The organism is Oricola thermophila (assembly GCF_013358405.1).
Taxonomy (GTDB): Bacteria; Pseudomonadota; Alphaproteobacteria; order Rhizobiales; family Rhizobiaceae; genus Oricola; species Oricola thermophila.
Window position 1 is genome coordinate 3,468,320 of sequence record NZ_CP054836.1, and the last position, 14,799, is coordinate 3,483,118.

The following is a 14,799-nucleotide window of genomic DNA, read 5'->3' on the forward strand; positions in this document are numbered from 1 at the left end:
GACCAAAGAGTGGGCAAGGTCACGGGGTAATGCCGCAAGATTCGCTCTTCGTTTCCAGGACAGTCCCGGTTCTCGTCCCGACTCCGTCGGAACGGCCCTATACCTATGCCGTGCCCGAGGGAATGGAAGTCGAGCCGGGTGCGATCGTCGCGGTTCCGCTCGGTCCGCGCACGGTCGCCGGTGTCGTCTGGGACGACGACCGCAAGGACGAGGTGGATCCGAAGAAGCTGAGAGCCATCGAACGCGTTTTCGACTGTCCGCCACTGTCGGCGGACATGCGCCGTTTCGTCGACTGGGTGGCGCGCTACACGCTTTCGGCGCCCGGCATGGTCGCGCGCATGGTGCTTCGCGTGCCGGCCGCCTTCGACCCGGAGCCCGCGGTGCCGGGCCTGCGGCGGACCGAAGTGCTGCCCGAACGGATGACGCCGGCGCGTGCGCGCGTACTGGAACTGGCGACCGGGTGCCTCGGCTGGACCCGTTCCGGGCTGGCACATGCCGCAGGCGTGTCGCTGTCCGTCGTGGACGGGCTGACGAAGGCCGGCGTGTTCGAGGAGATCGAGTTGCCGCCGATGCCGGTCGTTGCCGCGCCCGATCCGGACTATGCCGGCGCGAGGCTTTCGGAGGACCAGCGGGCGGCCGCCGATTCGTTGCGGGTACCGGTCGAGGAAGGGGGGTTTTCCGCGACCCTGCTCGAGGGTGTCACCGGCTCCGGCAAGACGGAGGTCTATTTCGAGGCTATTGCCGCCGCGCTCGAGGCGGGAAAACAGGTGCTGGTCCTGTTGCCCGAGATCGCGCTGACGCACAGCTTCCTGGAACGATTCCACGACCGGTTCGGCGCGCCACCGGCCGAATGGCATTCCGAAATCGCGCCGAAGGCCCGCGAGCGGGTCTGGCGACAGGTCGCCGACGGCCGTGTCCGCGTCGTGGCCGGCGCGCGCTCGGCACTCTTCCTGCCGTTTTCCGAGCTCGGCCTGATTGTCGTCGACGAGGAGCATGATCCCGCCTACAAGCAGGAGGACCGCGTTTTCTATCATGCCCGGGACATGGCCGTGGTACGGGCCCATATCGGCGGGTTCCCGATGATCCTCTCGAGCGCGACGCCCTCGGTGGAAACGCGCTACAACGCGGAAAACGGGCGTTACCGGCATGTCAGGCTGTCGCGGCGCTTCGCCGAGGCCGCGATGCCGGAGATCGCTGCCATAGACATGCGGCGCACACCGCCGGCGCGCGGGCGGTTCCTCGCGCCGCCCCTGCTCAAGGCCATCGGCGAGACGCTGGAACGCGGAGAGCAGTCGCTCCTCTTCCTGAACAGGCGTGGATACGCGCCACTGACGCTGTGCCGCGTCTGCGGCCACCGGTTCCAGTGTTCCGACTGCTCGTCATGGCTGGTCGAGCATCGTTTCCGGGGCGTCCTGATGTGCCATCATTGTGGCCATCACGAGCCCGTGCCGGAGGCGTGTCCGGAATGCGGGACGCTTGATCACCTCGTCGCGTGCGGTCCGGGCATCGAGCGCATCGCCGAGGAGGTTGTGCAGGCATTCCCCGATGCGCGGACCATCGTGCTGTCGTCGGACATGCTTGGCGGGGTGAAGCGGCTGCGCCTTGAACTGGAAGCGATCGAGAAGGGCGACGTGGACATCGTCATCGGCACCCAGCTGGTCGCCAAGGGGCACAATTTTCCGAACATGACGCTGGTCGGCGTCGTCGACGCCGATCTGGGCCTGGCCAACGGCGATCCGCGCGCGGCCGAGCGCACATTCCAGCTGCTGTCCCAGGTGACCGGTCGTGCCGGGCGCACAGGCAAGAAGAGCCTCGGCCTGATCCAGACCTTCCAGCCCGAACATCCGGCAATGCGGGCCATCGTTTCCGGCGACGGGGAGGCCTTCTACGGGAACCAGATCGCCGAGCGCGAGCGCGGCCATCTGCCGCCTTTCGGCCGCCTCGCCTCGATCATCGTCTCGGCGAACAGCCGGGCCGAGGCGGAGACTCACGGGCGCGCCCTGCGTGCCGCGGCGCCGGTGGGGGAGATCATGGTGCTGGGGCCCGCGGAGGCGCCGCTGGCGCTGATCCGGGGACGGCACCGGTTCCGCCTGCTCGTTCACGGGCCGGAACGCGCGAACATCCAGGCATTCCTGCGCGCGATGATCGGCAACGCGCCGCGGCCGCGCGGCTCGGTGCGGGTCAGCGTCGATGTCGATCCGCAAAGTTTTCTTTGACATGGCCGGGGTCCCGGCGCATGGACGGGATGTTCATCGGAGGCAGAAAATTGTCCCCACAAAATACCCGCACGGATGTCGACAGCGAGGCGATGCCGCCGGTCGCCCTGGCGCTGTCGCTCGGCGTTTTCCTGATGTTCGCGCTTCTGGATACCTCGGCCAAGTATCTGGTCACCTCGGGGCTGGCCGCGATCTTCGTGGTGTGGTGCCGCTTCGCCCTGCAGGCGCTGCTCCAGGCGGTGATCTCCCGGGCCTGGGCCAATGCCGATGCCTGGCGGATGAGGAATGTTCCGCTGCAACTCGTGCGCGGCATCGCCTTGCCGGTGACAACGCTGCTCAACTTCAAGGCGCTGGAGACGCTGCAGCTGGCGCAGACGGTTTCCGTCTTCCTGTCGTCGCCGATGATGGTGACGGCACTTGCCGGCCCGCTGCTGGGCGAATGGGCGGGCCCGCGGCGCTGGGCGGCGATCATGGTCGGCTTTGTTGGTGTGCTTGTTGTGGTGCGCCCCGGCACCGCCATGTTCGACCCCGCGATCCTCTACTCGATATCCGCGACGCTGGTTTATGCCATCTATTCAATTCTTACGCGCAAGTTGGCCGGCACCGAAACCGAGGCGAGCCTGGTGTTCTATTCCTCCTTCTTCGGTGTTGTGCTGCTGGCACCTTTCGCCTGGGTGAGTGCGTCAATGCCAGACCGGCCGCTGGATGTAGTGCTCCTGTGCGTGTTCGGCATTTTCGGCATGATTGGCCACACGATGTTCATCAAGGCGAGTCGGCTCGCCTCAGCGCCGAAGATTGCCCCGTTCGTTTACAGCCAGCTCCTGTGGATGACCCTGCTTGGTTTCATCGTGTTCGGCGATTTTCCGGATTGGTGGACCATTCTTGGCGCGGCGATTATCTGTGCGAGCGGCCTCTACCTGATGTATCGAGAAAGGGTGCTCCGGCTGGCGCGAAGCGCGGCCCCCATAGAACGTTGATCCGAACACCAGAAAGAAGGCTTCCATGTTCGAGTTCGTACTTCCGCAGTCGCCCGGCGAGTGGTTGGCATGGGTATCGGCTCTGGCAACGCTGGCGTTGGGGCTCGCATATCTTCTGGCACCCAGACTTGCTTTGCGCGTCATGCGCCTTCGAATCGCCGAAGGTGTGCCGGAAGCCCTATTTGAATTTCGGGCAACCATATCCGGTTTCTATCTCGGCGTCTCGCTGATGGCGCTTCTGTTCAACCAGCCATTTCTGTGGATGGCCCTGGGCGCAGCATGGGGCCTTTCGGTGCTGGGCCGTCTGGTCTCAATCCTGATCGATCGCGGCGAGAGGAAATTCAACTGGATTGCCACCATCGTCGAGGCGGTCCTGGCTGCTTGCCCCCTCGTATATGTCTTCGGATATGTGGCCTGATCGACATTAAGCTGGCAGGAAACTGGCGTTTCTGCGACAAAAGGCGGTCCCGGTCGTGTTGCGCAGGCGAAAAGCATGTGCTAGACGGCTCGCAATTCGCAGCCGGGGTGCGACTGTCGTATTCTATTGCGAATAGTAAACATCAACAAGTTCAATGCGTTACGCATAGCCGGCCGGCTCCCTTCCGTTTGCGCATTGAGACGAGACAGAGAAGCGATAGCCAGTGGCCATATCATCTCTCACTTCAGGTGTTGCTTCCCGTTACGCACAGTCTCTTTTCGACATTGCGCTTGAGGCGAAAGCGCTTGCCAGGGTCGAAGAGCAGATGGTCGCGTTCGAAGCCCTTCTCAGCGAAAGCGATGACCTGCGGCGCCTGATCGGCAGCCCGGTCTTTTCTTCCGATGAACAGTTGCGCGCAATCGACGCGATCGTGGACAAGGCCGGTTTCGATGGCGTGTTCGGCAATTTCCTGAAGGTGGTGGCATCGAACCGTCGCCTGTTTGCGTTGCCAGGTATGTTTGGGGCATTTCGTGCCATAGCTGCCGAGCACAAGGGTGTCGTCGCCGCGGAGGTGACGAGTGCCGCGAAGCTGACGGCCGCGCAGGAGAAAGAACTGAAGGCGACCTTGAAGGATGTCGCCGGCAAAGACGTGGACATCAACGTGACGGTCGATCCGTCGCTTCTTGGCGGCCTGATTGTCAAGATCGGCTCGCGCCAGATCGACACGTCGCTACGCACCAAATTGTCATCAATGAAGCTCGCGCTGAAAGAGGTCGGCTGATGGATATTCGCGCTGCGGAAATTTCCGCGATCCTTAAGGACCAGATCAAGAATTTCGGACAGGAGGCTGAGGTATCCGAAGTCGGTTCCGTCCTGTCCGTAGGTGATGGTATCGCCCGCGTCTACGGTCTGGACAATGTCCAGGCCGGTGAAATGGTTGAATTTCCCGGTGGTATTCGCGGGATGGCGCTGAACCTCGAAACCGACAATGTCGGTGTCGTTATCTTCGGTGCTGACCGTGACATCAAGGAAGGCGACACTGTCAAACGGACCGGCGCCATCGTCGACGTGCCGGTCGGCAAGGAGCTTCTCGGTCGCGTGGTCGATGCGCTGGGGAATCCTATCGACGGAAAGGGGCCGCTCAAAGCGAAGAAGCGTGAGCGTGTCGATGTCAAGGCGCCCGGCATCATTCCGCGCAAGTCGGTGCATGAGCCGATGTCGACGGGTCTGAAGGCTATCGATGCGATGATTCCTGTCGGTCGCGGTCAGCGCGAGTTGATCATCGGTGACCGCCAGACCGGCAAGACTGCCATTGTTCTCGACACATTCCTTAACCAGAAGCCGATCCATGACAACGGCCCGGAAAAGGACAAGCTGTATTGTGTCTATGTCGCTGTCGGCCAAAAGCGTTCGACGGTTGCGCAATTCGTGAAGGTGCTTGAGGAGCGTGGTGCGCTCGAATATTCGGTCGTCGTCGCGGCAACCGCGTCGGATCCCGCACCGATGCAGTACCTCGCGCCGTTTGCGGGTTGTGCGATCGGCGAATATTTCCGTGATAACGGAATGCACGCGCTGATCGCCTATGACGATCTGTCCAAGCAGGCTGTCGCTTACCGTCAGATGTCGTTGCTGCTGCGTCGTCCGCCGGGGCGTGAAGCCTATCCGGGTGACGTCTTCTACCTTCATTCGCGCCTGTTGGAGCGCGCCGCGAAGCTCAACGACGATCACGGTGCCGGTTCGCTGACCGCGCTGCCGGTCATCGAGACGCAGGCCAATGACGTCTCGGCCTACATTCCTACCAACGTAATCTCGATCACGGATGGACAGATTTTCCTTGAGACCGACCTGTTCTTCCAGGGTATCCGCCCGGCTGTGAACGTGGGTCTGTCGGTTTCTCGTGTCGGTTCGGCCGCGCAGATCAAGGCGATGAAACAGGTTGCCGGCTCGATCAAGGGCGAGCTTGCCCAGTATCGCGAAATGGCGGCATTCGCCCAGTTCGGCTCCGATCTTGATGCCGCAACGCAGCGTCTGCTCAATCGTGGTGCGCGCCTGACCGAATTGTTGAAGCAGCCGCAGTTCTCACCGCTCAAGACGGAAGAGCAGGTCGCGGTGATCTTTGCGGGCGTGAATGGTTATCTCGATGACTTGCCCGTTTCCGATGTCGGTCGGTTCGAGCAGGGGCTGCTTGCCCACATGCGCGCGGAAGGCAAGGATGTGCTCGAGGCGATCCGCAAGGAGCAGAAGCTGACCGACGAAATCGAGGCGCAGCTCAAGGCGCAGATCGACGCCTACGCGAAGGCCTTCGCGTAAGGGCGGGGTCGAAACCAGAAAACGGAAAGCCCGGGCATGCCTTCACTCAAGGACCTTAGGAACCGCATCTCTTCGGTCAAGGCGACGCAGAAGATCACCAAGGCCATGCAGATGGTGGCTGCGGCGAAACTGCGTCGTGCTCAGGAAGCGGCCGAAGCCGCGCGCCCCTACTCGCAGCGTATGGGCGCGGTGCTTGCAAATATTGCCCAGACGCTCGGTGATGGTGACGACGCGCCGAAGCTGATGGTCGGTACCGGCAAGGACGATACGCATCTTCTGCTCGTCTGTACCGCTGAGCGCGGCCTATGCGGCGGTTTCAATTCTTCGATCGCGCGCATGGCTCGCGATCATGCTCGCAAATTGATCGCCGAGGGCAAGACGGTGAAGATCATCACCGTCGGCAAGAAGGGCTATGACATACTGCGTCGCGATCTCGGGAACTACGTAGTCGACCGGGTCGATCTGCGGGATGTGAAGCGAATCGGTTTCGACAATGCCGTGGCAATTGGCAAGAAAGTAATCGATTTGTTCGAGGCCGGCGAATTCGATGTCTGCACTCTCTTCTATTCGGAATTCAAATCGGTGATTTCCCAGATTCCGACGGCGCAGCAACTGATACCGGCGAGAGCCGAGGGCAGCGAGGCCGAAACGGCGGGTGACGCGATCTACGAGTATGAACCGGACGCAGGCGCGATTCTCGAGGACCTTATCCCGCGCAATATTTCCGTCCAGGTGTTTCGTGCACTTCTGGAGAACGCCGCTTCCGAACAGGGTGCGCGCATGTCCGCGATGGACAACGCGACACGCAATGCAGGCGAAATGATCGACAAACTGACGCTTTCCTACAACCGTCAGCGTCAGGCGCAGATCACCAAGGAACTGATTGAGATCATCTCTGGCGCGGAAGCGCTGTAAGAAAAGGGTAGCACGATGGCAAGAGCAGCAGCAAAGAAACCGGCCGCCGTGAAGTTGGCCAAGGGCCCGGAAGGCAAGATCGCACAGGTGATCGGCGCCGTCGTGGACGTGAAGTTCACCGACCACCTGCCGGCGATCCTGAATGCGCTTGAAACCGACAACAATGGCCAGCGCCTCGTTCTCGAGGTTGCGCAGCATCTCGGTGAAAACACGGTGCGCTGCATTGCGATGGACTCGACCGAAGGTCTTGTGCGGGGGCAGACGGTAGTTGATACCGGCAAGCCGATTTCGGTGCCTGTCGGGCCCCAGATGCTTGGCCGCATCATCAACGTCGTCGGTGAGCCGGTTGACGAAGCCGGTCCTGTCAAGGGCGAGGAAATCCGCAGTATTCACCAACCGGCTCCGGAGTATGTCGAACAGTCGACGGAAGCCGAAATTCTTGTGACGGGCATCAAGGTCCTCGATCTGCTGGCACCCTATGCAAAGGGCGGCAAGATCGGTCTGTTCGGTGGCGCCGGCGTCGGCAAGACGGTTCTTATCCAGGAACTCATCAACAACATCGCGAAGGCACATGGTGGCTATTCGGTGTTCGCCGGGGTGGGTGAACGGACCCGCGAGGGTAACGATCTCTACCACGAGTTCATCGAATCCGGCGTGAACAAGGCCGGTGGCGGTGAGGGTTCCAAGGCCGCTCTCGTTTATGGTCAGATGAACGAGCCGCCCGGTGCCCGTGCTCGCGTTGGCTTGACCGGCCTGACCATTGCGGAGTATTTCCGTGACCAGGGGCAGGACGTGCTGTTCTTCGTGGACAACATCTTCCGCTTTACCCAGGCCGGTTCGGAAGTTTCGGCCCTGCTGGGACGCATCCCGTCTGCCGTGGGCTATCAGCCGACGCTCGCGACGGATATGGGGGCGCTGCAGGAGCGCATCACAACAACAACAAAGGGTTCGATCACCTCGGTACAGGCCATCTACGTGCCCGCCGACGACCTGACCGACCCCGCCCCGGCGACCTCGTTCGCCCACCTCGACGCGACGACGGTGCTCAACCGCGCCATTTCCGAGAAGGGCATCTACCCGGCCGTCGACCCGCTCGACTCCACGTCGCGCATGCTCGATCCGCAGATCGTCGGCGAGGAGCACTACAAGGTGGCCCGCGACGTCCAGCAGACGCTGCAGCGCTACAAGTCGCTGCAGGACATCATCGCCATCCTGGGCATGGACGAGCTTTCGGAAGAGGACAAGCTGACGGTGGCACGCGCGCGCAAGATCGAGCGCTTCCTGTCACAGCCTTTCTTCGTGGCCGAGGTGTTCACCGGCTCGCCTGGCAAGCTTGTCGATCTGGAAGACACGATCAAGGGCTTCAAGGGCCTTGTCGAGGGCGAATACGACCACCTTCCGGAAGCCGCCTTCTACATGGTCGGCACCATCGAAGAAGCGGTTGAAAAGGCAAAGCGTCTGGCTGCGGAAGCGGCCTGACGCGCAAGCTGAACGCGGAACGGCACCATGGGCCGATGGACGGAAATCGCGCAGATCGCGCTGGCGGGAGCCCTCACGGGCTTCCTGATCGGGCCCGACTCGCTCGACCAGTTCTTCGGTCTCAGCATTTCCAACCCGGCTGCGCTGAACGTAATCGTCGGCGCGGCGGCCGGGTTGGTCCTCGGGTTCCTGGCGACGCTGTCCAAAAAACAGGCTGAGTGATCTGAATCATGGCTGACGCATTCAAATTCGAACTGGTTTCGCCGGAACGCCTCCTGGTCTCCGAAGACGTGCTGGAGGTGGTGGTGCCTGGGCAGGAGGGATATTTCACCGTCCTTTCCAACCACGCGCCGCTGATGGCCGGGCTTCAACCGGGCGTGGTCGAGGTCAAGAACGCTTCCGGCGAACAGGAGCGATACTGCGTGTTCGGCGGTTTCGTCGACATCATGCCCGATTCCTGCACCTTGCTTGCCGAATCGGCGGTCAATGTGAAGGATATCGATCCGGAGGATGTTGCCCGGCGCGTCCAGGATGCGCGCGAGGACCTCGAGGACGCGAAAAGCGACGAAGCGATCCAGAAGGCGAAGCTCTACCTCGATCAGCTCACGACGCTGCAGCAGGCAATCCTGCCCGCGTGAGAGGTTCAACCATTCGGTGTTCGAGGCCCGCCCACGGCGGGCCTTTTTCGTTTCACGATTCCAGGAAGGCCTCGGGATATACCACGGCTCCCCGATAGCCATCCAGGGCGCGGGGCACCAACTCCAGTGCCATGAAACCGGGTCCCGACCAAGGCGCATCCATTTCCCGGGTCAATTCCGCCTTGAAGCCGAACCGACCATAGTAGACCGGGTCTCCGAGAACGAACACCGACATCCAGCCCTTGTCGCGTGCGCTGGCCAGCGCTCGGTTCGTCAATTCCGTGCCAATCAGGAAATCGCGCCAGTCGGGATCGACACAAAGGGGTGCCAGGGCGAGGGCTCCTTCCGGGCCACGCAATTCGGTCAACAGGATGTGCCCCACAATCATGCCGTCAAGATCCGCAACCATCGAGATCGTCCTTTCAGGACCCTCGATCAGGCGATCGACCAGTTCCGCCTCCGCATCACGTCCGAATGCACGGCGCTGCAGGGCCAGGATGCCCAGCCTGTCTTCGGGTATTGCAGGCCGGAATTCGGTCTTGTCCAGAATCATGTCAGCCTCACTTTCGGAGCCGTGTCAGGTTTTCTGTCCGAGAAGGTCACCCTGCAATGCCAAGGCGACCGCTGCCCGCGCATGCAGCGCGGTTGTATCGAACACGGGCAGGGCGCTACGTTCGGGAGATACGATCATCCCGATCTCCGTGCATCCGAGAATGACGGATTCGCAGCCCGCCCACTTCATGCGATCGATTATTTGACGGAACCTCGCGGCCGATACTTCCCGAAACACGCCGAGGCACAGTTCCTCGTAGATGATACGATGGATATCGGCACGTTCATCCTCCCCGGGAATCTCGACCTTGAGGTGAAAACGGTTTTCCAGCCGCTGCCGGTAGAAGTTTTCTTCCATCGTGAACCGGGTCGCCAACAAGCCAACCTTCCGGTGACCGGCCTGCCGGATCGCCTCACCCGTCGGGTCCGCGATATGAAGGACCGGAAGGCCCGAGCCTTCCTCGATTTCGTCAGCCAGCTTGTGCATCGTATTGGTGGCAATCACCAGGAATGAAGCACCGCCAGCCTTCAGGGACCTGCCTGCATCGACGAGGACCCGTGCGCATCGTCCCCACTTGCCTTCGTGCTGGTCGTGCTGGATGGGCTCGAAATCGACGGAATGCAGCAACACCCGTGCCGAGTGCAGCCCGCCGAGCGCATCCCGAGCCGTTTCGTTCATTATGCGGTAATAGATCGCGGTCGACTCCCAGCTCATGCCGCCGAGCAAGCCGATGAGCATCATGATGCCTGCGCCTTCGCAAGATGGTTGAAAACGCGCACGACCTCTTCATATACGCCGCGCTTGAAGGGCACGATCAATTCGGGGAGCGTATCCATCGGCACCCAGGCCCATTCGTCGAACTCGCGCTGGTGTCCGTCAGGGGGCGGGTCGATCCGTATCTCGGATTCGTCACCGGTGAACCGCATGGCAAACCATTTCTGTGTCTGGCCACGATACCTGCCCTTCAGGCCGATCCCGATCATGTCCGCAGGCAGATCGTAGTGAATCCATTCCGGCGCTTCCTCGACCAGTTCCACCGAGTGCATGCCCGTTTCCTCGTAGAGTTCCCGAAGCGCGGCCGGCAAAGGTTCTTCTCCCTTGTCGATTCCGCCCTGGGGCATCTGCCAGAGCTTGGGATGGCCCGAATATTCGGTGTTGCCTTCCTTGGCCCTCTTGCCGACCCAGACAAGGCCATCCGGGTTCAGCACCATGATCCCGACGCAGGGCCGATAGGGCAGATCCTGCGCGGAAACCTCGTTCGCCTTCTTCTTCATGTTTCAAGCCTTCACAACGAACCGGGTCAGCGCGCCAGCGCGGAGACCCCGACGATCTCGAATCCACGCTTCTTGGCGCTGTTCGCCCAGGCAGCAACCGTATCCACGGTAACTTCGAACGCGGAGCCGCTTCCGATAGCGAAGCCGTTTGCGTCTGCGATGCTTTCCAGTTCCTCGAGCCGTTCCCTGATGGAGGCGGGGTCCTGGGTCGAATCGATTACGACATGGCCGGAGACATAGGGCGTATCGAAGTCTTGGGCGAGTGCGGCCAGCTTCGGTCCTCCTGCAGTACCGTCGTTCAGGTACAGGAGACCCCGGTCCGATATCTCGTCCAGCACGGGGCCGATGGCGTCGGGATCCGCCGCGAAGCGGGCGCCAAGATAATTGACGATGCCCGTGAAGTTGGTGAGCCGACCAAGTGCCCAGCGCAAGTTCGCCAGGTTAGCATCCCTTTCGGCCGATACCGTGAGCGTATGCGGGCCCGGATCATTGCGTGGGTAGTCGAAGGGTTCCATCGGAACCTGCACAAGAAGTTCATGCCCCTTGCTGCGAGCCTCCCGCATCCATCGGTTGAGACTGTAGCCTTGCGGAGCGAAGGCGAGGGTGATTTCGGGCGGTAACGTCTTTATCGCATACAGCGTGCCGGTCTGCGATAGGCCCAAGCCACCGATGACGACGGCGATCCGCTTTCCGCCGGCCGTCGACCATGGGCGGGCATAGATGTCCATCGGGCGCCGGCCGTCCGGCGTCCGCACCGGCAGCATGCCCCATTCGCTCTCCTCAAGCGCCTCGTCGACCGGAAGATGCGCGAGCTGCGCCGGTTGGCCGATTTCCACCGCGGTGGGATCCCGTACGATAATGACCTTGGGACCACCCTCTGAAATTCTGCCCTCGGCGAGCTGTTCCCCGGCGTCGTCAGCCGGCCTTGAATCCTCCGGCGATCCGTAGACGATCTCCACGCCATCCGTTTCCGACGGGCGCGGAGAATTCCCGCTTGCCACCGCATTTTCCCCGGATTGCCCTTTCGAGGGCGAGGCATCGGCGAGGACGATGCTGGCGGTCGACGGCAGGCGGTCCCGGGAAACGAAAGTCCATGCGTTGAGCGCGGCAATGGCAGCAAGAACGAAAGCGGCCCCGACGATTCCGCCGCTGCGCCTTTCCGGACGGTCTCCGTCCGGGCGTGGTGCACCCGCCCTGGTACGTTTCGCGCCGGATTTACCGAGGGGTGCGTTGATATCTGTCATCGTCGCCTGCTGTCCCCGAATCAAGAGGCCACCGGAATTCGGTGGCCTCTTGTATCATGGCAGTTTGACTATTTGGCAAAAGCGATCAATTCGGCAATGCCTTGGCCGGGTCCGGCGGAAAGGCCGGATCCGTCTTTTCGCCGCGCAACAATGCCAAAGCGAAACCAAGCTGGTCATCTTCAGCCGGATCCTGCGGCACGTAGGCTATCGATCCGGATCCCTTTTCGTCTTCCTCGGGGCCGGGAATGTGTCCGCGCAGATCCGACTCGCCACGCGACAGGTCGCGGCCAAGCAGGTCCTCGGGAATGGTTTGCGACACCTCGATGTCCGGCGTGATGCCCTTGCCCTGGATCGATACGCCGGCCGGCGTGTAGTACAGGGCGGTTGTCAGCCGCAGGGCACCGTTTTCCCCGAGCGGGATGATCGTCTGGACGGAGCCCTTGCCAAAGGACCGCGTGCCGACAACCGTGGCCCGGCGATGATCCTGCAGTGCGCCGGCGACGATCTCCGATGCGCTTGCTGAGCCGCCATTGACCAGAACGATCAGCGGCTTGCCGCCAGTCAAGTCGCCCGGGCGGGCGGAATAACGCCGGCTGTCGCGCTCGTCTCGTCCACGCGTCGAAACGATCAGACCCTTGTCGAGGAAGGCGTCCGATACGTTGATCGCCTGATCGAGCAATCCGCCGGGATTGAGCCGCAGGTCGAGCACGAAGCCCTTCAGCGTATCCTCACCGATATCTTCGGTGAGCTTCTGTATGCCTTCCTGAAGATCGTCGAATGTCTGTTCGTTGAAGGACATGATGCGCAGATAACCGACATCGCCCTCGGCCCGATAGCGCACCGCCTGGATCTTGATGATGTCGCGGACAATCGTGATCTTAAGCGGCTTGTCGGCGCCTTCGCGCAAGATGGTCAGTTCGATCGGCGTATTGACCGGTCCGCGCATCTTGTCGACGGCGTCCTGGAGGGTCAGGCCGCGAACCTCTTCGCCATCGATCTCCGCGATCAGGTCACCGGCGAGCACGCCGGCCTTCTCGGCGGGCGTCCCGTACATCGGCGTGATAACCTTGACCAGCTCGTTCTCCATCGTCACCTCGATGCCGAGGCCGCCGAATTCGCCCTTGGTCTGGGTGCGCATGTCGGCGGCGTCTTCCGCATTCAGGTAGGAGGAATGCGGGTCAAGCGAGGTCAACATGCCGTTGATGGCGCTCTCGATCAGCTCCTTCTCGTCGGGTTCCTCGACATAGTTGGCACGCACGCGCTCGAACACGTCGCCGAAAATCGAGAGCTGCTTGTAGGTTTCGCTGCCGGCCGCATTCGCCTGAATCATGCCGCCGCCGGATGAAACTGCGAGCACGGAGGCCGCTCCCATCAGGGCGCCGGCAAACAGCAAGGAAAACTTTCGCATCATGTTCTTCATGTCCTTCCGGAGCCGGTTGGCTCCCACCACGGACCGGGATCAACCGGTTTGCCGTCCTTCCTGATCTCTATATAGAGCGTCGGATTCTCGTTTGCAGCAGCCGCGGCCGACACGCTTGCCAAGTGAATCCTGCCCATAACGCCGACCGGTTCGCCAGCCAGAACGAACTGACCCTGTGTGACGTCGATGCGTTCCATCCCGGCGATCACCATATGATAGTCGTCACCGACATTCAGGATCAAGAGTTGACCGTAAGAACGGAAGGGTCCCGCATACAGAACCCACCCGTCCGCGGGAGCGGTCACATAGGCTCCCGGCGAGGCTTCGATCGTGTCGCCCTGGGCCCGACCGCCAAGTCCGTCATCGTCGCCAAATGCGGTAATTGTGCGACCGGCGACAGGCCGCGCCACCCGGCCACGGAGATCGGAAAACGCGAATGCCGGCGCGATCCGCGCGGCGGAAAGTGATTGGTTTTCAGCACGTTCACGCCCCTCCTCGACGCGACGCTCGGCCTCGAGACGGGCCTGCTCGGCCGCCTTGCGCGCCGACTGGATTTCCCTCTCGATGGAGGCGATCAGTTCCTGCAGGTCGGCGGCCCGGCTCGCGAGCTCGGCGGCGCGCGCCTGCTCGGCGGCAAGATCGTCGGCGGCGCGCGCCTCCAGCAAGCGCTTCTCCTCAAGCAAAAGTGAAAGCCGGGCCTGTTCCTCTTTCTGGGCGGCAAGCGTCGCACGCAGTTCCTCGCGTTCCGCCCGGAACGTCGCGGTGAGGCGTTGCAACTCCTGCAGGTCGGCGACCAGAACGCGCGTTTCCTCGCGCATGCCGGGCACGACGGCGGAAAGCAGGATGGAGCTGCGAACCGAGGACAGTGCATCTTCCGGGGTAACAAGGATCGCCGGCGGGGGGTTGAGGCCCATGCGCTGCAGTGCCGCAAGAACCTCTGCCAACAGGGCACGTCGCTCATACAGGCTGGCGCGCACCGCATCGGCTTCGCGTGCAGTGGCGATGAGCCGTTCCTCGAGATCCAGAACGTCCGTCGCCAGCTTCTTTTCCGTCTTCGCCGCCTGGATAAGGGCGGTATTGAGGGATTCGCGGTCCTTGCGGATGCGCGCGACCTCCTCCGCCAGCTCCTTCGCGCGCTTCTCGCTGATCGCGCGATCGCGCAGTATGCCGGTCAGCTGCGACGCACTCGTCTCGAGACTTTTGGCCAGTTCGCCGGTCTCGTTCGCCGTCTCCTGGGAATGCACCGGCGACGGCGCGCCGGCAAGGCAGGCGGCGAGCAGGCAGGCTAGGCTGACAAGTTGACGCATCGGGCGAGGCCTGGCGAATCGTTTGGACCGAGGTGACCGACCTTAAAT

The 14,799-nt window shown here is 62.2% G+C and carries 15 protein-coding genes; 9 read left to right on the top strand and 6 right to left on the bottom strand.

Going from position 1 to position 14,799, the window contains the following annotated elements; genetic code table 11:
• Positions 1-29: 29 nt before the first annotated feature.
• From HTY61_RS16735 to HTY61_RS16775, 9 genes are all read left to right on the top strand, one after another.
• A complete protein-coding gene (locus HTY61_RS16735; RefSeq protein ID WP_175277873.1) occupies positions 30-2,216 on the top strand; it encodes a primosomal protein N' in 2,187 nt (728 codons plus the stop codon).
• Positions 2,217-2,266: 50 nt separating this feature from the next.
• Complete coding sequence (locus HTY61_RS16740; protein ID WP_246272838.1) at positions 2,267-3,193, top strand: DMT family transporter; 927 nt, start codon at positions 2,267-2,269, stop codon at positions 3,191-3,193.
• 25 nt (positions 3,194-3,218) lie between these two features.
• Positions 3,219-3,611, top strand: coding sequence for an AGROH133_08824 family phage infection protein (locus HTY61_RS16745; protein WP_175277874.1), 393 nt, complete (start codon positions 3,219-3,221; stop codon positions 3,609-3,611).
• 223 nt (positions 3,612-3,834) lie between these two features.
• On the top strand, positions 3,835-4,392 hold the full coding sequence (locus tag HTY61_RS16750; RefSeq protein WP_175277875.1) for a F0F1 ATP synthase subunit delta: 558 nt from the start codon (positions 3,835-3,837) through the stop codon (positions 4,390-4,392).
• Positions 4,392-5,921 (top strand): F0F1 ATP synthase subunit alpha, encoded by a 1,530-nt coding sequence (gene atpA, locus HTY61_RS16755; RefSeq protein WP_175277876.1) that lies wholly within the window; start codon positions 4,392-4,394, stop codon positions 5,919-5,921. The genes HTY61_RS16750 and atpA overlap by 1 nt, the downstream gene beginning before the upstream one ends.
• A 36-nt stretch (positions 5,922-5,957) precedes the next feature.
• Positions 5,958-6,836 carry a F0F1 ATP synthase subunit gamma gene (locus HTY61_RS16760; protein ID WP_175277877.1) on the top strand — a complete coding sequence of 293 codons (879 nt, stop codon included), beginning with the start codon at positions 5,958-5,960 and terminating at the stop codon, positions 6,834-6,836.
• 15 nt (positions 6,837-6,851) lie between these two features.
• The gene (gene atpD, locus HTY61_RS16765; RefSeq protein WP_175277878.1) at positions 6,852-8,315 is read left to right on the top strand and encodes a F0F1 ATP synthase subunit beta; all 1,464 of its coding nucleotides are present in this window, start codon (positions 6,852-6,854) and stop codon (positions 8,313-8,315) included.
• Positions 8,316-8,342: 27 nt separating this feature from the next.
• Positions 8,343-8,537 carry a hypothetical protein gene (locus HTY61_RS16770; RefSeq protein WP_175277879.1) on the top strand — a complete coding sequence of 65 codons (195 nt, stop codon included), beginning with the start codon at positions 8,343-8,345 and terminating at the stop codon, positions 8,535-8,537.
• 8 nt (positions 8,538-8,545) lie between these two features.
• Positions 8,546-8,953, top strand: coding sequence for a F0F1 ATP synthase subunit epsilon (locus tag HTY61_RS16775; protein ID WP_175277880.1), 408 nt, complete (start codon positions 8,546-8,548; stop codon positions 8,951-8,953).
• A gap of 52 nt (positions 8,954-9,005) precedes the next feature.
• Here HTY61_RS16775 and HTY61_RS16780 read toward each other — a convergent pair whose 3' ends face one another.
• The 6 genes from HTY61_RS16780 to HTY61_RS16805 form a co-directional block, all read right to left on the bottom strand.
• Positions 9,006-9,506, bottom strand: coding sequence for a GNAT family N-acetyltransferase (locus HTY61_RS16780; protein WP_175277881.1), 501 nt, complete (start codon positions 9,504-9,506; stop codon positions 9,006-9,008).
• Positions 9,507-9,530: 24 nt separating this feature from the next.
• Positions 9,531-10,247, bottom strand: a complete 717-nt coding sequence (locus tag HTY61_RS16785; RefSeq protein WP_175277882.1) for an aspartate/glutamate racemase family protein — start codon at positions 10,245-10,247, stop codon at positions 9,531-9,533.
• On the bottom strand, positions 10,244-10,780 hold the full coding sequence (locus HTY61_RS16790; protein WP_175277883.1) for an RNA pyrophosphohydrolase: 537 nt from the start codon (positions 10,778-10,780) through the stop codon (positions 10,244-10,246). The genes HTY61_RS16785 and HTY61_RS16790 overlap by 4 nt, the downstream gene beginning before the upstream one ends.
• A gap of 26 nt (positions 10,781-10,806) precedes the next feature.
• Positions 10,807-12,024 (bottom strand): divergent polysaccharide deacetylase family protein, encoded by a 1,218-nt coding sequence (locus tag HTY61_RS16795; RefSeq protein ID WP_175277884.1) that lies wholly within the window; start codon positions 12,022-12,024, stop codon positions 10,807-10,809.
• Between the two features lie 85 nt (positions 12,025-12,109).
• Positions 12,110-13,435, bottom strand: a complete 1,326-nt coding sequence (locus HTY61_RS16800; protein WP_175278608.1) for a S41 family peptidase — start codon at positions 13,433-13,435, stop codon at positions 12,110-12,112.
• A gap of 5 nt (positions 13,436-13,440) precedes the next feature.
• Positions 13,441-14,751: a murein hydrolase activator EnvC family protein gene (locus HTY61_RS16805; protein WP_175277885.1), complete on the bottom strand. Its 1,311-nt coding sequence runs from the start codon at positions 14,749-14,751 to the stop codon at positions 13,441-13,443.
• Positions 14,752-14,799 lie beyond the last annotated feature (48 nt).